Annotated in this window: 23 protein-coding genes, 1 pseudogene and 1 riboswitch; of the genes and pseudogenes, 8 read left to right on the forward strand and 16 right to left on the reverse strand. The window is 43.6% G+C overall.

The features are described 5' to 3' along the window. Positions 1 to 341 precede the first annotated feature (341 nt). Positions 342 to 1,118: a molybdate ABC transporter substrate-binding protein gene (gene modA, locus CVD28_RS25085; protein ID WP_101597404.1), complete on the forward strand. Its 777-nt coding sequence runs from the start codon at positions 342 to 344 to the stop codon at positions 1,116 to 1,118. Between the two features lie 61 nt (positions 1,119 to 1,179). Here modA and CVD28_RS25090 read toward each other — a convergent pair whose 3' ends face one another. Next, a complete protein-coding gene (locus tag CVD28_RS25090; RefSeq protein WP_101597405.1) occupies positions 1,180 to 1,845 on the reverse strand; it encodes an SOS response-associated peptidase in 666 nt (221 codons plus the stop codon). Positions 1,846 to 2,136: 291 nt separating this feature from the next. On the opposite strand from CVD28_RS25090, the gene CVD28_RS25095 reads away from it, so the two are divergent. The 4 genes from CVD28_RS25095 to CVD28_RS25110 are packed head-to-tail and all read left to right on the forward strand — an operon-like array spanning position 2,137 to position 5,461. Further along, the gene (locus CVD28_RS25095; protein ID WP_101597406.1) at positions 2,137 to 3,042 is read left to right on the forward strand and encodes a putative selenate ABC transporter substrate-binding protein; all 906 of its coding nucleotides are present in this window, start codon (positions 2,137 to 2,139) and stop codon (positions 3,040 to 3,042) included. A 10-nt stretch (positions 3,043 to 3,052) separates the two neighbouring features. After that, positions 3,053 to 3,811 carry a phosphonate ABC transporter ATP-binding protein gene (locus tag CVD28_RS25100; RefSeq protein WP_101597407.1) on the forward strand — a complete coding sequence of 253 codons (759 nt, stop codon included), beginning with the start codon at positions 3,053 to 3,055 and terminating at the stop codon, positions 3,809 to 3,811. Beyond that, positions 3,804 to 4,604: a PhnE/PtxC family ABC transporter permease gene (locus CVD28_RS25105; protein ID WP_101597408.1), complete on the forward strand. Its 801-nt coding sequence runs from the start codon at positions 3,804 to 3,806 to the stop codon at positions 4,602 to 4,604. The genes CVD28_RS25100 and CVD28_RS25105 overlap by 8 nt, the downstream gene beginning before the upstream one ends. Then, a complete protein-coding gene (locus CVD28_RS25110) occupies positions 4,601 to 5,461 on the forward strand; it encodes a PhnE/PtxC family ABC transporter permease (protein WP_101597409.1) in 861 nt (286 codons plus the stop codon). Before CVD28_RS25105 ends, CVD28_RS25110 begins: the two co-directional genes overlap by 4 nt. A 404-nt stretch (positions 5,462 to 5,865) precedes the next feature. Here the strand turns inward: CVD28_RS25110 and CVD28_RS25115 are convergent, their stop codons facing one another. Genes CVD28_RS25115 through CVD28_RS25175 form a run of 13 tightly spaced genes read right to left on the reverse strand, consistent with a single transcriptional unit; the run spans position 5,866 to position 16,967 of the window. Further along, on the reverse strand, positions 5,866 to 6,594 hold the full coding sequence (locus tag CVD28_RS25115; protein ID WP_101597410.1) for an ATP-binding protein: 729 nt from the start codon (positions 6,592 to 6,594) through the stop codon (positions 5,866 to 5,868). After that, a complete protein-coding gene (locus CVD28_RS25120) occupies positions 6,591 to 7,076 on the reverse strand; it encodes an ECF transporter S component (protein WP_101597411.1) in 486 nt (161 codons plus the stop codon). The genes CVD28_RS25115 and CVD28_RS25120 overlap by 4 nt, the downstream gene beginning before the upstream one ends. Beyond that, the gene (locus tag CVD28_RS25125; protein ID WP_101597412.1) at positions 7,077 to 7,661 is read right to left on the reverse strand and encodes a cob(I)yrinic acid a,c-diamide adenosyltransferase; all 585 of its coding nucleotides are present in this window, start codon (positions 7,659 to 7,661) and stop codon (positions 7,077 to 7,079) included. Positions 7,662 to 7,674: 13 nt separating this feature from the next. Beyond that, positions 7,675 to 8,112, reverse strand: a complete 438-nt coding sequence (locus CVD28_RS25130; RefSeq protein WP_101597413.1) for a bifunctional adenosylcobinamide kinase/adenosylcobinamide-phosphate guanylyltransferase — start codon at positions 8,110 to 8,112, stop codon at positions 7,675 to 7,677. Beyond that, entirely contained in the window at positions 8,064 to 8,678 is a 615-nt protein-coding gene (locus CVD28_RS25135; protein ID WP_180954309.1) for a histidine phosphatase family protein, read from the reverse strand. Before CVD28_RS25135 ends, CVD28_RS25130 begins: the two co-directional genes overlap by 49 nt. Beyond that, positions 8,648 to 9,439 carry an adenosylcobinamide-GDP ribazoletransferase gene (gene cobS / locus CVD28_RS25140; RefSeq protein ID WP_101597415.1) on the reverse strand — a complete coding sequence of 264 codons (792 nt, stop codon included), beginning with the start codon at positions 9,437 to 9,439 and terminating at the stop codon, positions 8,648 to 8,650. Before cobS ends, CVD28_RS25135 begins: the two co-directional genes overlap by 31 nt. Then, positions 9,436 to 10,935, reverse strand: coding sequence for a cobyric acid synthase (locus CVD28_RS25145; protein ID WP_101597416.1), 1,500 nt, complete (start codon positions 10,933 to 10,935; stop codon positions 9,436 to 9,438). The genes cobS and CVD28_RS25145 overlap by 4 nt, the downstream gene beginning before the upstream one ends. Further along, positions 10,901 to 11,509, reverse strand: coding sequence for a bifunctional adenosylcobinamide kinase/adenosylcobinamide-phosphate guanylyltransferase (locus CVD28_RS25150; RefSeq protein ID WP_101597417.1), 609 nt, complete (start codon positions 11,507 to 11,509; stop codon positions 10,901 to 10,903). The genes CVD28_RS25145 and CVD28_RS25150 overlap by 35 nt, the downstream gene beginning before the upstream one ends. After that, positions 11,491 to 12,555, reverse strand: a complete 1,065-nt coding sequence (gene cobD / locus CVD28_RS25155; protein WP_101597418.1) for a threonine-phosphate decarboxylase CobD — start codon at positions 12,553 to 12,555, stop codon at positions 11,491 to 11,493. Before cobD ends, CVD28_RS25150 begins: the two co-directional genes overlap by 19 nt. Beyond that, a complete protein-coding gene (gene cbiB / locus CVD28_RS25160; RefSeq protein WP_101597419.1) occupies positions 12,530 to 13,495 on the reverse strand; it encodes an adenosylcobinamide-phosphate synthase CbiB in 966 nt (321 codons plus the stop codon). The genes cobD and cbiB overlap by 26 nt, the downstream gene beginning before the upstream one ends. Then, a complete protein-coding gene (locus CVD28_RS25165) occupies positions 13,492 to 14,955 on the reverse strand; it encodes an adenosylcobinamide amidohydrolase (RefSeq protein ID WP_101597420.1) in 1,464 nt (487 codons plus the stop codon). Before CVD28_RS25165 ends, cbiB begins: the two co-directional genes overlap by 4 nt. A gap of 7 nt (positions 14,956 to 14,962) precedes the next feature. Then, a complete protein-coding gene (locus CVD28_RS25170) occupies positions 14,963 to 16,021 on the reverse strand; it encodes a FecCD family ABC transporter permease (protein ID WP_101597421.1) in 1,059 nt (352 codons plus the stop codon). Further along, the gene (locus CVD28_RS25175) at positions 15,984 to 16,967 is read right to left on the reverse strand and encodes an ABC transporter substrate-binding protein (protein ID WP_101597422.1); all 984 of its coding nucleotides are present in this window, start codon (positions 16,965 to 16,967) and stop codon (positions 15,984 to 15,986) included. Before CVD28_RS25175 ends, CVD28_RS25170 begins: the two co-directional genes overlap by 38 nt. Before the next feature lie 647 nt (positions 16,968 to 17,614). Next, positions 17,615 to 17,816: riboswitch (cobalamin riboswitch) on the reverse strand. Between the two features lie 228 nt (positions 17,817 to 18,044). Here CVD28_RS25175 and CVD28_RS25180 point away from each other — a divergent pair. The 3 genes from CVD28_RS25180 to CVD28_RS28975 all read left to right on the forward strand — a co-directional run bounded on the left by CVD28_RS25180 (position 18,045) and on the right by CVD28_RS28975 (position 20,073). Continuing rightward, entirely contained in the window at positions 18,045 to 18,533 is a 489-nt protein-coding gene (locus tag CVD28_RS25180) for a hypothetical protein (RefSeq protein WP_101597423.1), read from the forward strand. Positions 18,534 to 18,796: 263 nt separating this feature from the next. Next, positions 18,797 to 19,720: a histidine kinase dimerization/phospho-acceptor domain-containing protein gene (locus CVD28_RS25185; protein ID WP_257985975.1), complete on the forward strand. Its 924-nt coding sequence runs from the start codon at positions 18,797 to 18,799 to the stop codon at positions 19,718 to 19,720. Between the two features lie 62 nt (positions 19,721 to 19,782). Continuing rightward, positions 19,783 to 20,073 carry a sensor histidine kinase gene (locus CVD28_RS28975; RefSeq protein WP_257985976.1) on the forward strand — a complete coding sequence of 97 codons (291 nt, stop codon included), beginning with the start codon at positions 19,783 to 19,785 and terminating at the stop codon, positions 20,071 to 20,073. Positions 20,074 to 20,205: 132 nt separating this feature from the next. Here CVD28_RS28975 and CVD28_RS25190 read toward each other — a convergent pair whose 3' ends face one another. Both CVD28_RS25190 and CVD28_RS25195 read right to left on the reverse strand, forming a co-directional pair. Next, positions 20,206 to 20,997: a putative hydro-lyase gene (locus tag CVD28_RS25190; protein ID WP_101597424.1), complete on the reverse strand. Its 792-nt coding sequence runs from the start codon at positions 20,995 to 20,997 to the stop codon at positions 20,206 to 20,208. A gap of 22 nt (positions 20,998 to 21,019) precedes the next feature. Further along, positions 21,020 to 21,480, reverse strand: a pseudogene (locus CVD28_RS25195) (divalent metal cation transporter); the annotation flags it as partial.

The raw sequence follows: 21,480 nt of genomic DNA on the forward strand, positions 1-21,480 counted from the left end.
CCTTGTCCTGTGCAAGTCCGACAAGAATGAGACAAGCGCTGACAGAAGGCGCTCTTTGCCTTCCGAAGTGATTGGCTTATGTCCTCGAGGCCGACTTAAACCGCCACGTCCTGTGGCGACGTCGGCACTAGCACGTCCTCACAAAGCTGACGCTTTGTTTCGTGCGATGTATCGCTGCCGTAGCGTTCCTTGTCCTGTACGTCGGGGCTGGGCGCTGGAGCTAGACAACTGTACTTGTTAAACAGTTATACTTATCTCATAATTAAAAGCGTCTATTCATTTTCGCTATTAGTTATTACAATTATGTAAAACTGTATATTTAGCAAGAAGGAGGATAAATGATGAGTGTCGGATCACGTTTTATCCTGGCATTAATTCTTTTTTTGCTAGTCCTGTCCGGCTGTTCGGCGAAGGAAGATAGTAATACGAATACAGAATTGACAATTTCAGCAGCCGCCAGTCTGCAGAATGCCTTACAAGATATAAAAAAAGATTTCGAGAAAGAACATCCTGCTATCAAACTAAACTTTAACTTTGGAGCTTCAGGGACACTGCAGCAGCAAATTTCCCAAGGAGCTCCAGTCGATATTTTTTTCTCTGCTGCAGAAGACAAGTTTGATAAACTGGTGCAGGACGGTCTGATCGAAAAGAAAAAAGCAGCAGATCTTGTTGGAAATGAGCTTGTGGCGGTTACTCAAAAGGGTTCGAATAAAGGAATTACTAGCTTTGAGGAGCTTACCAAAGCTGAAAAAATCTCGGTAGGTACACCAGAATCTGTACCAGCTGGAACCTACGCTAAGGAAACATTGGAAAACTTACAAATCTGGCAAGATCTCGAAGGAAAAATCGTTTATGCCAAAGACGTCCGCCAAGTGCTTACATATGCAGAAACAGGAAATGTTGATGCAGGAATTGTATACAAAACAGATGCTTTAATATCAAATAAAGTTGAGATTGCTGCAACGGCTAAGAAAAATAGCCACTCGCCTATTATTTATCCAGCGGGAATCATTAAAAACAGTTCCCATCCTAAAGAAGCTGAATTATTTTATAACTTTCTGCTAAGTGATAAATCCTTGGCGGCTCTGGAAAAGTACGGTTTTTATAAAATACAATGACTAAAAAGGGAATTCCCTTCCCCGTGCTTAATACTCCTTCTGTCATGAGAGGAAGTCTGAACTAAAGTGAATTCAAAATTTCTTTCCCTTCATTTTTAGGGCTATTTACAAGGGTGGAAACTGGATATGCCACCATTGCGTTCGAATCAAATGGCAAAAGAATCGGCTTTAATAAGCGACCGTCAGTATTTTCCGGGTTCAGCCATTCTTTTTCCGCTTCTTTTGTCAGGATGACAGGCATCCGGTGATGAATTTCCTGCATTAATTCATTTGCCTCAGTAGTAATAATTGTGCAGGTGTGGAGGGTTTGCCCGTCCCTTTGCCAGCTGTCCCACAGCCCCGCAAAGGCAAACGGCTCCCCGCTTTTAAGCCTAATATGGAATGGCTGCTTATTCTTTTCAGCCTTCTTCCATTCATAAAATCCATCGGCCGGGATCAGGCAGCGCCTTTTGGAGAGAAGACGTTTAAAGCTCACCTTCTCATCCAGGGTTTCGGCCCTCGCGTTAATCATTTTATAGCCGATTTTCGGATCGTTTGCCCAGGAAGGGACAAGCCCCCATTTTAAATATCCTCCTTTATTTCCTTTGGAACCCCGTACAATAGCGATCACTTCCTGGCTTGGAGCGATATTATAACGGGCAGTAAATTCGGCATCCACAAGCTCAGCCAGCTCAAATCGTTCATAAAGTTGTGTTAAATCTGAAAAAAGATTATAGCGTCCGCACATAATACTCTCCCCTCTTTCCAGCTTATTGAAGAATTTTGATATGTATTAAATATAAGCTCTATTACTTAATCATAGATCATTCTCACCATTCGCATCTATTAATTAACCTCTTTCCCCTAAAACTTTATCAAAACAAACGCTCCCTTTCGCTTTTTTTATGGTTTTCTAGTAGAATAAGGTAGTTCAATTTGTAACATTTTGCAGTATTTTTTTACATTTCGTTTATGTTGAAAAATATTTGGACAGGTGTAAAATCGTATAAGCATTTAATTGAAAAGGAAGGTTTATGCTATGAAAAAATTATTATCGATCCTCTTTGGCCTGGTTTTGCTTAGTGCCGTTGCAGCAGGATGTGGAACAAAAGAAGAAGATCAGGATGCCAAGAGTGATAAAGGTAACGAACAAACAGATGCCGTTTTTAAAATAGGGGCAATTCCTGACCAAAACGCTGCAGATTTAAACAGAAGTATGGGCGAACTTGCGGACTATTTAAGCAAGGAAACCGGATTTAAGGTTGAATATGTTCCTTCTGTAGATTATGCCGCTTTGGTTACTGCCTTTGAACGGGGAGAAATTCATCTTGCCTGGTTTGGGGGTCTGACAGGCGTCCAGGCACGCAGCTTGGTGCCAGAAGCAGAAGCTATTGCGCAAAGACCAATGGACAAAGAATTCCATTCTGTATTTATTGCAAACAGCGAAACAGGTATTAAGAAGTTAGAAGATGTTAAAGGAAAAAGTTTTACATTTGGAAGTGAAAGCTCTACATCCGGTCATTTAATGCCTCGTTACTATATGGAGGAAGCAGGAATTAATCCGGATAAAGATTTAAATGGGGCGCCCAACTATTCAGGATCACATGACAAAACATATAAACTAGTTGAATCTGGGGCATTCCAATCAGGTGTTTTAAATGAGCAAGTGTGGAAAAGTGCGATTGCCGAGAAGCTGGTAGATACAAATAAAGTGAAAGTAATCAATACGACACCTGCTTATTTTGATTACAATTGGACAATTAACGATGTTACTGGCGAATTTGGAAAAGACGCAAAGGATAAAGTAAAAGAATCGCTTCTTTCTATCAGCGGGGAGCAAGAGGAAATTATGTCGTTATTCGGTTCCGATTCTTTCATCGAAACAAATAATGGTAATTACAAAGCGATAGAGGAAGTTGCAAAAGAACTGAAGATTATCAAGTAGGTGAATTGTAATGTCTCAATCCATTATTGAATTGAACAAAATAGCAAAGCATTTTGAGCGGAAGATAGCCTTATCTTCCCTTTCTTTTATTATCAAAAAAGGTGAGCATATAGCATTGATCGGACCTAGCGGAGCAGGTAAGTCTACACTTCTCAACATCCTGGCTGGCATAACTGCGGCTGATAGCGGAGAATATGTGCTGGATAGAAAACCTATCACGTCTTACCAGAAAAGAAATATACGTTCAAGGAAAATAGGTGTTATCCGCCAGCAGTTTGATTTGATTTCAGCTCTTCCTGTCATTCAGAACGTGCTTGCTGGCAAGCTTGGAGAATGGGGATTTTTCAAATCGCTGGTTTCCCTTCTGTTTCCAATGGAAAAAGAAACTGCAGCAAACGCCCTTGATCAAGTTGGGCTTCTGGATAAAATGTACGAGCGGACGTCCCGGCTATCTGGGGGCGAACAGCAGCGAGTAGCTTTAGCCCGTTTACTTGTCCAAAATCCCGAAGTGATTTTGGCCGATGAACCTGTTGCATCCCTCGACCCGGCCCGTGCAGAGGATATTTTATCCTTAATGACAGAGCTAGTGAAAAACAAAGATCAAACATTAATTGTCAGCCTGCATTCAGTCGAATATGCAAAAAAGTACTTTTCTCGGATAATTGCCTTAAGGGACGGGGAAATTTTCTTTGACCTTCCCACAGAGCAGGTTACAGATACACATTTAGCCAGCCTTTACACATTAAAAGGAGAGGCAGAGGATGAATAAGCTATTATTTTTCCTTAGTTACTATAAAAAATCGCTGTTGACCCTGCTTTTAATGCTTATTTTCGTTTGGAGCCTTTTCTCAGTTAAGTGGAACGCTGACCTGCTTCACCCCGGCGGAGGCGTAACAACAAGGCAGATATTTGAAGCGCTTCTTGCGCCCGACATTTCTCCTGACATTTTGATACTGGCCCTTGAATCCTCCTGGATTACCTTGGTATACGCAGTGGCTGGGATGTCAGTCGCCATAATCTTAGCCTTTTTCTTCGGAATTATGGCCTCTGGAATTCTTGCTGGATCTCACTTTAGCCAATTTGCAGTATCAGGATTTTTTCGTGGCGTTCTCGCATTTACAAGGGCGATTCATGAGCTGGTCTGGGCCTGGCTGTTTGTTGCGGCGATTGGCCTCTCCCCCTACGCAGCTGTTTTTGCGCTTGGCATTCCGTATGGAGGCATACTGGGTAAAATTTTTGCCGATATGCTGAATGATATCCCTGAAGAACCAATAAAGGCGCTGGAAACGGCTGGAGCCTCAAAGCTTCAAACACTGCTGTACGGCTATTTGCCTCTTGTCCGTGCCAATATCATCAGCTATGTTATGTACCGGTTCGAATGCTCTATCCGCTCTTCAGCTATTATGAGCTTTGTCGGACTCGGCGGGCTTGGTTATCAAATCCAGCTGTCACTGTCTGATTTGCAGTATGACGAAGTTTGGACATTTTTATTTTTCCTGATAGCACTTGTAGTCCTGATTGATGCCTGGAGTAATTTATTGAGAAAGCGGATGGTTTTATGAAAAAGACCCTGTCTTATCCAGAAAAGAAACGGTCCTTTACGTTCGTCACCTTTTCGATTATTGCTGTATTGGCCTTGTTAGCTGCCTCCTGGGGATATATTTTCTTCGCTGAAAATGCCAGTTTCTTTGGACTCTTTACCGAAAAAAATTACTTGTACGCCAAGAAATTCCTTAGCGGACTTGCTGGGATTGGCGAAGAAAACCCTGCCTTCACCAGTAAAGAAAGCTGGATCAACGCTTTAAAGCTGACATATGAGACGCTGCAAATGAGCGTAATGGCAGCCGGTTTTGCAACGGTGACCGCCCTGCTAACTGTTATCCCTGCTGCGCGCAATGTAGCTGACGGAACTTTAACACTTTCAAAGCGCTGGTACCGCTGGATATTATTTGGGATTGTCAGGGGTTTATATATTTTTTCAAGAGCCGTTCCTGAGCTTGTCTGGGCAATGGTAATTGTCTTCATCCTAAAGCCAGGTATCCTTCCGGGAGCCCTCGCCCTTGCTCTTCACAATTTCGGAATCCTCGGAAAGCTATTCGCTGAAATAATCGAAGATATCGATATGAAGCCAGTACGGAACCTTGCATCAAGCGGAGCATCAAATGCCCAAATTCTGTTTTACGGTGTCATCCCGGCAGTTATGCCAAAGTTCCTGACATATATCTTATACCGCTGGGAAGTGATCATGCGGACTTCTATTATTGTTGGTTTTGTCGGTGCAGGCGGTCTGGGACAGCAATTTAAATTGAGCATGAGTTTCTTCAATTATACTGATATCACTCTTTTACTTATCTGCTATCTCTTGCTGGTCGCCCTGTCTGATGCAATTTCTGAAGCATTCAGACGGGCATCCAGGTAGCCATGATTTATAAATAGTGTTTAAATAAGACAACTCACAAGGATGCCTTCAGAGCATCCTTGTTTTATTGTCTGATAAATAGCCAGGTCAGAACATTTATTAGAATTGTTTTACAAAATTCCTGCACATTGAATCATGATAAGTAGAAAAAAGGAGCCCGGTCAAGGCTCCTTTTTTCGCTGAAATGAAATTATTTCACTGAAATTCCTTAAAACTTAAAATTTACTATCTTCTGAAGTGAAAAATACCAACTTTAAAGCTTCCTTTTCAACCTTACTGTCCAGAATCAGCAGTTTACTTGCCGTTTCTGAGATTTTCTATCCAAAAACAGAAGATTACTTGCCAAAACTTCCATTTTACTCGCCAACTATCTTCACAACAGCCTAGCAAGACGTTCTTTACTTTCAGTCAGGTTTAATTCGAATAGAATGAAAATAATCCCCTGCTCGGGACTTAATTTCATCGATAGCATCCTTGTTAAAAACAGTAATAAAGCAGGTGGACGGCCCGGAGGATTTTTCAATGTCGACTTTCGTGTTTATCTGTTCCCTCCTAAGAAGAACGTTGGGAAATAACTGATTCAATTCAAAAAGGATCCCTCTTGAACCCACAGGGATGACTGCTTCCACTTGTACATGTTCACAAAAAACTTTAAAGAGTGATAATGGAGCCGCCTGGCGTTCAAAATCAATCACTTCGTCGCCCACTAGCGGCAAACCTATAACTGCCAAGGCTAGGTCTGCGTGAAAATCCAGTTCTGCCTTAAGATTTACATGTTTCGCTTTCCTTCCAATCACTACAACTCCCAGAGCTGATTGCAAAAGCTCCATATTACTTTCTGTACTTCCGGTAATGGATACTCCCTGTATCCCCAGCTCGCCAAGTGCTTGATTTGCACCTGTTATAACTGCATCCCACTCTTCCTGGCCACAGAAATTTTGTATCGCCACAGCCATCGGCTTCCCGCCAACCGCCATACACTCCATCAGCGCTACTCTTGTACTGTAATATCCCAGAACCTCATATGGGACAGCTATCATATCTAGAAGCTTCAATCCGATTCCCCCGCTATTATCAGCAGCAATTACCAGGGAGGAATCTTCATCCAAAGGCGTTATTATGGTGTCTCTCATCGCTCTGTGGCTGCTCTCTTCTTTATAATTGGCGCTATTTTAGGAATGGCGAAAATGGCAGCCAATACATTTATGAGAGCTCCCGCAAGCAGTGATGGCACAACAGCAATATAAAAGGCCATCCCGAGGAATATCAATAAAGGCAGTGGGGCTAAAATAGCATTTCCGATGAAAAATACGGCGCCCGCTGTCATTTGTTTGTCTTTTTGATAAAGAAAACCGAAAAGGCCAACAATAATAGCCATTTCCACAGCTATTAATATATGCAGCTGCCCTAGCGGCATTCCGCCGATAATGGCGGAGGCAATATGGCCCAACGCGGCAATGATGGCTCCGGCAGGGACCCCTAGAAGAGCTGAAGCCAGCAGGGCAGGAAATGTATCAAGAGCAACGCTGCCGACTATAGCCGGGATTTTGATGGAGGCCCCAACAGCCGATAGAGCGATAAATAGAGCAATAATACTCGCCTTTTTTGCTGCCATTTATTGATCTTCCTTTCGCTTTCCGTCGCGGAATACCTTCGCACTCCGGATATACTCCACATCCTTGACATCAAGCCGAAAGTTAATAACCCTTGCTAATGCAAAAAAATAATCAGACAAACGGTTTAAAAATTTCAATGTTACCTGGGGAAGGCTCCCGTCTGTTTTCATCAAAGCAACAACCAAACGTTCAGCACGCCTAGTGACTGTCCTGGCAATATGGACAGAGGCTGACGGCTTGCTGCCCCCTGGAAGGATAAATCTTTCAAGCTCTGGAGCTTCCTTGATCAATTCATCAATTCTGGCTTCCAGGTAATCCACCGCTTCATCACTCAGTTTCATCGGACGTTTGTCGGACACATTTGCCAGGTCGCCCCCGCAATCAAATAATTCATGCTGTATTTTTTCAAGATCACTAATAATATCATCGAATCTCCTGGAATCAAGCTCCGCGAGAGCCTGGCCTACAAAGCAATTTACCTCATCTACCGTGCCGTATGCTTCGACCCTGATATCATCTTTATCCACTCTGCCGCCAATTAAGCTTGTTTTCCCTTGATCACCTGTCCGTGTATAAATTCTCATTTGATATCCCCCTCTATTTTAGTTGGCTGCCTACCCCATACCATATCAGATCAACCCGGTCACTGGCAGCGGTGAGGTCCTGATAGGCCCAGCCGGTAAGGTCCCTCCATTTTCTTTCGTTAGGATCAACAGGGACTATGCCCTTTGAAATGTCTGTACCAATAAATATGATTTGGCGGCCGCTTTCCTCTTGCTCCCATGATTTCCATTTCAGCAATGATTGCTGCCAGGACTTCCTCCATTCGCTAAATTCAATTGTATGGCAGTCTCTTTTTATCCAAAGTTCGAGCCCTTCCATGACAATTAAGTCGGTGCCTGACTCATTAATGCGATAATCGAATACATCCCCAGAGTAGGCCGAAATCCAACGGCAATCCGAATCATTAAGCTGATAATAATTTCTTACCCATTGAGATTTGCCGTTAAAGGCACCTCCCGTAATGAAATGCATCGGCTCCCCCTCCTAAACGCTTCCTTCGTCCAAACCAATTCAAAACCTTTTCCATGCCCGATATTCCAGTCCCAAAAGTCCCTTTGCTCCGGGGCTAATTTTGTTAGCAGAGTACGGATAACACCGCCATGCGTTACGACCGCTGCCCTTGATACATTTCCAGTGATCCCTGTTTCAGCCAGCCAGCTCCATTCCTGTAAAATTCGCTTCTCAAATTCAGGAAAGAACTCGCCTTGCGGAATTTTTTCTGTAAAGGGATTCAGCAGCCATTGTTTATATTCCGGGTCCTCTTCCAAATCCTGATGCGTCAAATTTTCCCAGCTGCCAAAATTCATTTCCCGAAAACCGCTTCGTTTTTGAATTGGCTGCCCGGGAAAAAGAATGTTTGCCGTTTCTGTGCATCTCCCTAAATCACTGGAGACAATCCATTCATACTTGCCAATCCTGTTCTTCAATTTAATTATTTGTTGCACTCCTTCTCCGGTAAGCTGAGACTCGCTCCAGCCTAAGTACTCTTTCCTTATATTGGCCTCTGTCAGGCCATGACGAAATAATGCAATAACCACACCATCATCCAAAGTACCAGCTCAGTCCCTTCTACAGAAGCACCAATCACATCCCCTGTTATCCCGCCGAACCAGTCGACAATCTTCTTTTTAAGGGATACAGCCATAAATAAGGCAGCTGCCAGCATAATCACAATTGAAGGCAATACATCATCGGCCAAAAAATAAACAGCTGCACAAAAGAACATCGTGTACACCAAGTATCCAATTAAACTTGTGCTGCCTGCTTTTTTTTGAAAAAAAGAGGCAAGTCCCTCCTGTTTTGCCAAACCTGCCCTTATTAATAAGTACCCCATTACCTGCCTGCTCAAAAATGGGATGGCAGCAATCATTAAATAACTTGCAAAGGATGCATTTCCTGTAATCTCAAAAATAAAAACCAATCTGCTGCTCAGCAGAACAATTACGGATAATACGCCGAAAGCGCCCGTCCGCGGATCTTTCATGATCTCCAGCCGTCTTTCAATGTCCCTGTATGAAAAAAAGGCATCACTTGCATCCATCCAGCCGTCCAGATGCAGCCCTCCGGTTAGCAGGATCGTAAGCAGCCAGAGCAGGAAAGCAATTGCAAGCTGTGAAAAAGGGGTCCCATTTAGCATTAAATACAGGACGCCTGCATAGACTGACCCCTGCAATAATCCGAGCAGCGGAAAGGTTTGTACGGCTTTTTTTATGTAAGCGGCATCAAGCGGAAGAGCAGTCCGTACCGGAATAGCAGTAAAAAACTGAAGGTTAATTAAGAACCCCACTATGAACTTCATGCAGGGCTCCTCCATTGAAAAATGATTTCTTTTAGCTGAACCCAATCCAAGTGTGGCTTAATACTGTCCGCCAATTCGTCATAGCTTTTATTTTTCACATTACCTACGTCCACTGCAGCCAATAAAGGCAGCTGCTTGTCTTTGCGGATTTTATTTAGCCATTCATTTCTCCAGAAATCATTATGGAATACATGGTGCAAATAGGTGCCAATGATTCTTCCGTTTTCGCAGGAGAAGCCGTCCACCCTGCCATCTTCTAGCCGCAAAAAAGGTGTATAATGCGGGGCCGAGATAGAGGTCATCCCTAGATGGATTTCATACCCTTCCAAAAAAACTGATTCGTCAGTGAAGAGCCTTCCCTTTGTTCTGACTGTTAGCTTTCGTTCTAGAAAGGTTGTATGTCCTGGGATGATGGCCAATCCTTTTTCCTCGCTCCCGGACTTTCCGGTATCGGTTCCATCCGGGTCAATCAGCGTTTCACCCATTATCTGGTAGCCTCCGCAAATGCCAACAATTCTTCCGCCTCTTCTTTCATAGGCATTTATTGCTTTATCAAGTCCGCTCTTCCGCAAAAAAAGCAAATCATGAATAGTGCTTTTCGTACCAGGAATGATAACAGCATCAGGCTCTCCTAATCGGCCAGGTTCAGAAATCCATCGGACCGAAACATCTTCTTCATATAAAAATGGCTCTATATCAGTGTAGTTCGACAGGAAAGGAAGCTTGACAACTGCAATGTCAAGGCCATCCTTAACAGACGCAGAGAATCGGTCAGAAAGCGAGAGGGAATCTTCTCCTTCAATTCTATGGCCATCAATATATGGCAGCACACCAAGCACAGGGATACCCGTTCTTTGTTCCAGCCACGCTTTTCCATCTTCAAAAAGTCCAATGTCGCCGCGAAATTTATTAATAATCAGGCCCTTGACTCTTTTCTTTTCACTCTCCGGCAGAAGGTCAATTGTCCCTACAATGCTCGCAAACACGCCTCCACGATCGATGTCAGCAACCAAAAGGGCTGGGACATCGGCAAGCTCTGCTACCTTCATATTTACCAGTTCCCGTTGCTTTAAATTCATTTCAACAGGGCTTCCTGCACCTTCCATAACAATTACATCATATAATTCATCCAGCTTTTTCAGGGAAAACAGAATAGCATCAATTCCCTGATCGTAAAAGGAATCCCGATAATCCCTTCCGGAGTATGTTTTTATCGCTTTCCCGAATAAGACAACCTCTGAGTGCATATCGGACCGAGGCTTTAGCAATATTGGATTCATCCATTGGGTTGCCTCTGTTTTGGCAGCTTCCGCCTGAATTCCCTGGGCGCGTCCGATTTCCTTGCCATCCAGCGTTACATAAGAATTATTGGACATATTTTGAGATTTAAAAGGAGCAGCTTTATAACCCTCATTGGCAAGCAGACGGCAAATGGCAGTTACGATAAAGCTTTTACCTGTATCAGAAGCTGTCCCGAGAACCATAATTCCATTCATCTGCTATTTCTCCCTTCTTAATGATTGCCTGGCCCGTCTCCACTAAAATGGCAAAATCAGACTTATCCACTGCCCATTGGTGCAGTTTCCCAAGAATCCTTCCATATACAAATGAAACTCCATCTAATAAAGGAGCATTCAGCACCTCATTGGAAACGATAAGCAAGCAGTTGCAGTGTGCAGCAATTTCTTCAAGTCCTATGGTAATTGTTTTCACCACTTCATCCTGAAAGCTCTTTTCGTTCCATTTTTCTTCTTTGCTGGAAAAAAGCTCGTTATTCAATAGCGTAGTTAAGCAATCCAACAGCACAAAACTCTGCTGGTCAAACCGGGAAGCTAAATGATGAATGGACGTGCTCTGCTCCCATGTGGTCCATGCCGGTATGCTATTTTCCCTCCCTGCTCGATGATGGCTAATCCGCAAAGCCATCTCTTCATCTGACGCACGGCCACATGCTATGTAATGCAAGCTTCCTTCTGTTTGATTTGCCAGCTTTACTGCAATCTTTTCCGCATAAGTGCTTTTGCCGCTTCTGACTCCCCCGCTGATAAAAATCATTCTTTCTTCCGCCATCTTTGCAGCACCTCCATTAAGCTGCAGTTGTCTCTGGCGGTTTTTACAGCAAATCTAAGCCACCTTCCCGTTAATCCAGGAAAATTTAAGGTGTGCCTTGGTACGATCCCATTTTCAAGCAGGAAGCGAAGCAGACCTGAAGCATCTGTGTCATTAGAATCCTTAAGAAGATAGAAATTCACGCTAGATTTAGACATTATAAATCCGGAAGAATCATAGTAGTCTTTCAATTTCAATCGTTCTGCCTTAATCAGCTCTCTTGTTCTCTTTACATGCTCTTCGGCATTGATACAAATTTCACCTGCCATCAGCGCCAGAGCATTTACACTCCAATGGGGCCGATATGCCGCGATCCTGCCCGCTATCTCAGGGGCAGCCAATAAATAACCCAGGCGCAGACCAGGAATGCTGTACATTTTCGTCAGCGATCGAAGAATAATGAGATGTGGGTAATGATGCAAATGGGCAGCATAGGTAGCAGCTTCTTCCAAAAAGTCATAAAATGCTTCATCAATGATTACAAATACTCCCCGTTCTTTACATTCCTGCAAAAGATGGAGAACTGCCTGCCGTGAATACTCTGTACCGGTTGGATTGTTCGGGGTACATAGAAAAACCGCATTGATTCCATCTAATGGCGGAAAATCAAGCTCCCAAACACCTTCCTGAAGCACATGCCTGGTTATCTCGCACCCATTGGCGAGACAGGCAGTTTCGTATTCCGAGAAAGCTGGGTGGATGATCATTACTCTTTTCCCGGCAAGCCAGCGGGCTACAAGTGAAATGATTTCCGCACCGCCATTGCCAAGCAATACCGATTTCTCCGGTACCCCCTCCATTGCGGCTATTTTTTTTGTTAAAACGGAAGCCTGAGGATCAGGATAATCCTGTATATAACGGAAGGAATGCTTCCATTCCTCCTGCATGGCGGGCGGGGGACCGAGCGGATTGATATTCGCACTAAAATCTGTATAGTTTTCAGGCATTTCAAGCCCAAGCGATTTGTATAAGTAATGAGGATTAGAACCATGAGAAGGCAGCTTCAACTAGCATCCCTCCTATCCATAAAAGAACAATAAACCCAAAAACAGCCCGATGCATCAGTGTGTTGGCCATTTTTATATGTACAGTATCAAGTTTTATTAAGGGGTCTCCCATTTTTGCCCTGTCAGAAACCATGCCCCTGTAATAATTCAGGCCGCCTAATTGAATGCCCAGCAAGGATGCGACAGCCGCTTCACCCCAGCCGCTGTTTGGGCTTGGATGTCTCCTGGCATCTCGAAAAAGAATGGACCATGCTTGTTTCCGGCTGCTGGCCTTTGGCTTCATGCTGACCATCATCATGAATGATGTCAGCCGGCTCGGTATCCAATTGGCCGCATCATCTAGTTTTGCAGACGCCCAGCCAAATTGCTGATATCTTTCATTTTTGTAGCCTACCATTGAATCACACGTATTGATGGCCCGATAAACCATTGCAAGCGGTGCGCCGCCAATTAGAGCCCAGAATAGCGGGGCTGTTATTCCGTCGTTCGTATTCTCGGCAACTGTTTCAACCGCCCCCCTGACAATCTCACTTTTTTCCAGGGTTTCAGTGTCCCTGCCAACGATATAGGAAAGCTTACGTCTAGCAGTTGTGATATCATTTTCATCTAGTGGACGATAGACCTCTAGAGCCGCACCCTTAAGACTTTTTTGTGCGATGGCAGTGGATATAACAATGGCTTCCCAGACCATGCCTGCTATAAAATGAATTTCATAAGCGATATAGACGGTAATAAAAGTAAGTACCCCCGCAACAATCAGGACCCCGGAGAGCATCAAAATTCCATTTCGTTTTTGATTTTTTCCGTGGTTTAATTTCTTTTCCAAGTGCGAAATTAAAGATCCAATCCATCTGACCGGATGCGGCCAGTTTGGGGGATCTCCCAGCAGCAGATCTATTACGTATGCAATCGTTATTGAGGAAAGGTGGGCAATGATCATTGTTTACCCCTTCTCATATATTTCACAAGAGCTTTGGCCGTACAAGTGTAAACCCCATGGCCGATAAGCCTGCCAAGAGGTGTAATTGTTCCTGCATATTGAAACTTCTCTCCAGTCTGGGTTGAGGCAATCAAAATGCTGTCTGTTGATGTTCCAGTTGCCTGTGTGCCTGTAACACGATCTCTTATATTCATTTCCAGCATAACCTTCACCTTAGCTTCTGTCGCAGTCATTACACTTTGAATGAATGCTTCCTCTGAAAGGCTGCCATTAACAAAAACCCATGTATTGATTGTACCGGGAGTTTGCATGTATTCGTGCAGTTTGCTGCAGGAGGCATCAACAGCATTTCCAGTCCCGGCTGTAACGACAATAAATACGGAGAAGGACTCTTCCCGGAACAATTCGTATGAAACGTCTTCCAGTTTGACAGCAGTCATCATACCAACCGTTTCGGAAGGGTCAAATCCCTGGTCCCTTAAATATGCTGACATTTCCTCCAAATGGTTGCTGCAGCTATACGTCTTCGGCACATGCCGGTTAACAAACGTTTGAAACCATCCCGTTCCAGATCCGGTTACACCTGAAGACATGCATTTTAGAAAAACCTCAGAAGACAGAGAAATATGTTCATCGGTTATCCGCAAACAGCTCTCATCGATTTGGACATTCTGGTGCTCTGGCTCTTCGGGGATTAAAAACAGCTGCGGCTTCGGAACCTCTGGATGATATTGCTTTTGAATCGCTGTATTATATACAGCTCGAATTCTTTCTTCCTTTAGCACTTCATTTGGTTTATCGATGCTGGCTATTTCGCCATTCTCTAATAGAAGAATCCGGTCACAATATAGGCCTGCCAGATTTAGATCGTGGAAAATGGAGATGACTGTAAGCTTTCGATCATTCGTCCACTTTTTCAGCATGTCCAGCAGTTCCTTTTGATAGGAAAGGTCAAGATGGTTGGTCGGTTCATCAAGAAGAAGCACTTCCGGCTCTTGGGCCAAAGCCTGGGCAAGGAATACTCTCTGCCGCTCTCCTCCGGATAATTCATGTATTAATTGATGCTCAAATTCTTCTACACCAGTTTGCTTCATTACCTTGTGAACAGTTTCTTCATCATTATCGCTCCATCCCTGAAACCAGCCTTTTTTGTGGCTGTAACGGCCAAGCGAAACAGTTTCCTTGACCGTATAAGAGAAAAATTGTTCCGTATGCTGCGGCAATACGGCTATAACACGTGCAAGCTCCATTGAAGTATAGTCTGAAAGAGGCTTGCCTTTTAGCGTTAACTGGCCATTGGAATTGGGCAGGAGACCGCTGATTATTTTTAAAAGCGTTGTTTTCCCGCTCCCATTCGGCCCCAGAATTCCAAACAGCTCTCCCTGTTCCACCTTAAAACTAATGTCGCGTACAACACTTTCTCCCATATATCCGCCTGAGATTTTATTGACTGTTAGCATGATGAATTCACCTTCTTCCTAATCGCCTTTTCACTAAAATTACTGCAAATACAGGGGCACCTACTAAGGAAGTAATTACTCCGATTGGAAGCTCTGTCGGCGAAATAATCGTCCGTGAAATTAAATCTGTCATTATCAAAAATCCTCCGCCCGCCATAATGGATAGCGGCAGCAAATGTCTGTGATCAGGTCCTGATAGCAGCCTGACCAAATGAGGAATAACCAGACCGACAAACCCGATTGTACCTGAAACAGCTACAGCTGCTCCGGTTAGAACAGAGCCTGCCGTTAGAACGGCCAACTTCCGCCTCGCAACATTCACGCCTAAATGCTGTGCTCTTTCCTCCCCGAAAGACAGCGCATTTAATTCCCGGGCATTCATCAATAACAACAGGGAACCAACGATAAAAAATGGGAACATAATGCCGATATACTCCCATCCCCTCATTGAAACACTTCCCAGCAGCCAGCCGATGATCTGGATCAGTTCTTCACCAGTAAGGGCAATCATTAATGATATTAAGGCTCCAAGAAACGAACTGAATATAATGCCTGTCAGGATAATCGTTTCCACTCTCATTGCCCTGTCAATTGCCCGGGAAAAGAATAAAACAAAAAGAATGGTGGCAATAGCAGCCGAAATGCTGAAAATCGGCAGCGTAAATAATCCTGCTGCCGGAAGTGAAATGCCAAAGAACAGTGTAACTACTGCACCAACAGATGCACCTGAAGATACTCCAAGGGTGTATGGGTCCGCGAGGGGGTTTCGCAAAAGGCCTTGAAAGGCGGCTCCTGCAATTGCAAGAGACGCCCCTACAAGCCCTGAAAGAATAACACGCGGTAATCGAATGTCCACCACAATGGAAGTGTGCATCGGATCTATCGGTTCTGTTAGTGATAGGCGAAAAATTTCTGAACCGATAATCCTGATAATATCTATTATGGGTACATTCACAGTACCAATTGAAATTCCGAGCAGCATAGCCAGCATAAGAAAAGCTGTCGCGATAAAATAGGCAATGGTCTTATTATTTTGTAAAAATGTCCGGGTAAATAGCCTTTGCAAGTTCTTCTACTCCTTCAGCTAGCCTTGGGCCAGAGCGTGTGACCATGTCTGAATCGACATCTACTACCTGTTTTTCCTTAATCGCGGTAACGTTTTGCCATGCTTTACGGGCTAAAACCTTCTCGACCGGCTTTTCGGTATAAAAACCATAAGTGGTGATAATAACATCCGGGTTCCGCTGAATCGTTGCCTCAGGATCAATTTTCACCCACCCTTCACTGTCACTGTAGATATTCTCTGCATTAATCATGGTAATCATCTCATCCATGAACGTATTTTTCCCTGTCGTATAAATTTCTGGCTCCGGTGAAACTTCAACCAGCACTTTTTTACGATCACTTTCTCCTATGCCGGCAGCCTTTTCTTTAATTTCTTCGAATTTTGCCTTCATCGTTTCGACTGTTTGCTCTGCTTCATCCCTTTGTCCGCTTGCCTTGCCAATCATGCTGATAGAGTCATATACATCGTTAATGGTTTTTGCATCGTTGACTACCAGTACATCAATACCTGAATCTCTTAACTGCTGCAGACCCTGCTCCGAGTTTTGAGCAGACGATCCATGTGCTAATACCAGGTCGGGTTTTAACGAAAGAACTTTTTCAACATTCAGTTCCATTCCGCCCACCTTTTCTTTTTTAGTCGCTTCTTCAGGATAATTATCATGGTCAGAAACGCCGACTATTTCTTTATTTAGCCCCAGTTCAAAGGCTATTTCCGTGTTGCTTGGAACCAGTGTGACAATCCGCTCCGGTTTCTTATCGATAACAACCTCTTTATTGGCAGCATCCTGAATCGTTACCGGAAATGACGCTTCCTCTTTTTGCTCAGTTTTAGGCTCATTGTTTTGCTTACTTGAACCATTTTCTTTTTCATCGCCTGTATTACAGCCGGCCAACACACCTGCTGATAAAAGCACTGCAAATAATAGTGAATATAACTTCTTCATGTTCGTTCCTCCTGGTTTGTAGAATTAGAAAAGCGCAAGCGCCCTGGCAAAAGGAACGTCGACTAAAGTCTGTCACGTCCTGTGCCAAACGTCGACGCCAGCACATCCTCACAAAGCTGCCGCTTTGTTTCGTGCGATGGGTCGCTGCCGTAGCGTTCCTTGTCCTGTGCTAGTCCGACAAGCATAAGACAAGCGCTGACAGAAGGCGCTTTTTGCCTTCCGAAGTGATTGGCTTATGACCTCGAGGCCGACTTAAACCGCCACGTCCTGTGGCGACGTCGGCACTAGCACATCCTGTGCGCCGGGGCTGGGCGCTGGAGCTAGACATCAGAGAAAAGCGGAAGCGCCCTGGTCAGCCCCGACAAGCATAAGACGAGCGCTGACAGAAGGCGCTTTTTGCCTTGGGAAGTGATTGGCTTATGACCTCGAGGCCGACTTAAACCGCCACGTCCTGTGGCGACGTCGGCACTAGCACGTCCTGTGCTTCGGGGCTGGGCGCTGGAGCTAGACATCAGTACTTGTTAAAAAAGTTATTCTTTTTATTTCATAAAAAAACATCTCCACTAAGAACGAGGAGATGTTGTGATTGCATGGCTTTTGAAAAATAATCGTAAGCTGGCTTCACACACCTCCTATCCTCGTAGGTTTTTGGTGCACAAAATCAGGCAGGTCTCCTGGCTCATGGTCATCGCTTGCTGCGCCTTCCCATACAACTTTGTACAGTGGCATTAAGCATAAGCAGCTTGCTCTCCATTTACAGTGGCGGGACCGCGTTGGATTTTCACCAACTTCCCTATTAAGAGTCCGACTTACAAGAAAAGCGCAAGCGCCTGGGCGCTGGAGCTGGACAGTAATCTATGTTGAAAACTGATACCTTCTTATCTAATAAATCTTTCTCACCTGATTTTGAATATGTATGAAATTTTTCGCTACACTGATTATACACTAAATTTTCGAAAAAACAGCAAATTTATTAGTCTAATAAAAATTTTTGTAGAAACTTGTAACATCCTGCCATAAATAAACGTTTAATTATTGGATATATTTATAAAAAAAGTTTACCAGGAGGAATTCCGAATGAAAAAAACTAACATCCTATTAAAGCTGTTAATGTCTGCTGCCTGCCTGTTTTCACTGGGAGCGGCAGTCGCGGCGCCTACTACAGCGGAAGCTGCCGCTCAAATTGTTTCGAAAACGAAAACAATTAAAGGAGCTACACTGACCTACAAAGTCCCTGTTAATGTAGAAGTCAGTTCACTAAAAGGGAAGGCGATTTTCAAAACTAAGGGTGAAGTTGTAGGGGGCATCAACTTTTTGTCTTATGATCCAAAAAAACCAGCAACAGCTCTTTTGCCAAAGTATGAAACCGTGGTTAACTCGCGCACAGTAAAGGGCACATCCCTCCCTTGCGTCCGTTATCTTACCCAGAGTGAGGATTATCGTTTCTATCACAGCTTTTTGCTGGATGCAAAAAAGAAACGTGCATTTGATTTCTGGGTTAACAGCAAAAAAATGACCGATAAAGAAATCCAGGATATCCGCGCAACTATAAAAATTTTAAAGTAGTATATAAACAAGCTAGGCTAGGGACCTGACCAGTCCAACATATCACGAAAGAAAGCTCCAGCCCATGCCGCCGGAGGCTTTCTGAATTTTGCCTGATTCTAATTATCATTTGGTTATTGGGAGTATATCTCTTCTATCAAAAATCATTGCCCGAAATCCTATAGTAGTTCTTTATAATCAGGAAATTAGAAGGGTTTTTTAGAGTTTTATAGAATTACCATTCTAGCAACCATTAAAAAATACAATGGGGGATTGCTTCCAAAATGGTCGAATCAACTGGGTATGTATTATTCCATGTCCTGCTAGTATTATTTCCTATACTCTTCTATCACTTTTATAATAATAATAATAATAATAACGGTAAACCGTGCCAGACTACATGGAGGCTCACTTTTATCCTGATCATCATGCTGCTTCTTACGATGACCTATCCACTTGAATACCCTGGCGGTTATCGATATGACTTTAGAGCCATACCTGTAATAATTGCGTTTGTTTACGCAGGGACTGTTCCAGGCTTGCTTACTGTTTCCATTCTGATGTTGTACCGTTTTGTTATTGGCGGACCAGGATTTATTCTAACCCTAATCAGCTATACAATTGCTGCTGTCCTCCTTCTTTTTATTACGAAAAGATTTTGCGCACTCCAAGTAAAACGTAAGGTTCTGGCTGTAAGCTTTGTCTTATTGTCCTTGGTATTATCAAAGTGGACCATTCTCTTGGAAACGGCGGAGCTGGATCAGCTGCAATTCATGTTTGTCTTTTACGCAATTACCTGGACAAGCTTGATAACCGTTGTCTATATAATGGAAAATGTAAATCAGCAGCAGGTAACCCGCAGGGAACTGCAAAGAGCGGACAAACTGAATGTAATCAGCCAGCTTGCTGCTTCTGTTGCACATGAAGTCAGAAATCCGATGACTGCAGTTCGCGGTTTTTTACAGCTAATTAACAACGATGGTAATCTGGATGACAATCAAAGAAACTATATAAAGATTGCAATAAACGAGCTGGATCACGCACAAATCATCATAAATGATTATCTCTCACTAGCCAAGTCAAATACAGCTGGCTTGGCTCCCATTAATATCTCATCCGAACTAAAGAATACGCTTGAACTAATGACCTCATACTCCAATATTCAAAACATCGCATTAGATCTTCAATCCAAGACTCGTTATTTATAAAAGGCAATAAAGATGAAGTAAAACAGGTTCTTGTCAATATTACCAAAAACGGCATTGAATCCATGGAAACCGGTGGACAGATAACTGTCAATGCATTTGAAAACAAAGGAATGGTTATAGTCGAAATTATTGATAACGGAAAGGGTATGTCGGAAAGCCAGCTTAGAATGATTGGAACCCCTTTCTATTCCACAAAGGAAAAGGGGACAGGAGTCGGCCTGACCATCTCTTATCAGTTAATTCAGTCTATGAAAGGAAATATTATGGTAGAAAGCAAGGTTGGACAGGGAACTAAGTTTACAATCCAATTTCCGAAATATCTTGAAGTAGATTCAGATATTCCTGACTTTTAAGTTCGACTGAAGCTATGCAGTTCCCATTATCTATTTTAAACGCTTCTCCATTCTCCCTGCGAATTTGCAAATCACTGCCCAATTCAAGTTGGTTTCTGAGCTTCATAATGGCCTAAGCTCCTCTTGAAGATCTTACAAAACCGCAAACCGCTCGTTTGGCAGGTCTGTAATAAACATATGTCCCGGTGCATGTGTGATCATCAGTTCAGGCTTCACATGCATTGCCACTGCTTGAGGCGTCACACCGCACGCCCAAAAAACTGGTACCTCACCGTCTTTAATCGTAACCCGGTCACCGAAATCAGGATTGTTAATATCCGAGATCCCTATGCTGGCCGGATCTCCAATATGCACTGGGGCACCGTGGACGGAAGGGAATCGGCTTGTTACCTGGACCGCTCTGACCACGTCTTTTTCAGGCATTGGCCGCATGCTGACGACCATTGGGCCTTCGAACCGCCCAGCCTTGATGCACTGAATATTGGTTTTGTACATTGGCACATTACAATTTTCTTCAATATGCCTGATTGGGATGCCATTTTTAAGAAGCCCTTCTTCAAATGTAAAGCTGCAGCCTATTAAAAAGCCAACCATGCTATCGTCCCAAAGGCCGGTTACATCTGTTTTTTCTTCCACCAGTTCACCATTGCGGTACACACGGTATTTTGGAATATCCGTCTTTAAATCAGCTTGCGGTGCTGCCAGTGCAGGAATCCCTGAGCCCAGTTCAGTTACATCAATGATTGGACACGGCTTTGGGTTACGCTGGCAAAACAAAAGAAACTCAAACGCCAGGTCTTTTGGTAAAACAGCTAAATTGGCCTGAATAAAACCGTGTGAAATCCCTGAGGTGGGCTTTACCCACTTATTGTTTCGAATCATTTCCCGAGCCTCTATCGGACTCATTTCTGAAATTAAAGACATCCCCATCTCTCCCTCAATCTGTTTATTTAAATAATTGCGGTATCCCGTTGATCAGTGAATAGCCGCCCATAAAGGCCATCGCTATGACAATGCCTATTCCGAAAAGTGTCATCCATAGCGGGTGCTTGTAGTCACCCACAATCTTTGTTTTATAGGCTGCAACAAGCATAACGCCCAGGGCAATCGGCAAAATAAGACCATTTAAGGAACCAACCAGTACCAAAATCTTTACTGGCTGTCCGATTAGTACAAATACTAATGTGGAAACTGCGATAAACCCAACAATGAACCACTTTTCATATTTCTCAACAGTTTTGCTGATGGTTCTGATAAATGAAACAGACGTGTACGCAGCCCCTACAACGGAGGTTACGGCAGCTGCCCACATCACGATTCCGAAAATTCTATAACCAAAATTGCCGGCAGCCAGGTGAAAAACCGATGCAGGGGGATTTTTCGGATTAATTAGCAATCCCTGGACCA

It is taken from the genome of Bacillus sp. M6-12 (assembly GCF_002860285.1).
In the GTDB taxonomy this organism is placed as follows: Bacteria; Bacillota; Bacilli; order Bacillales; family DSM-1321; genus Peribacillus.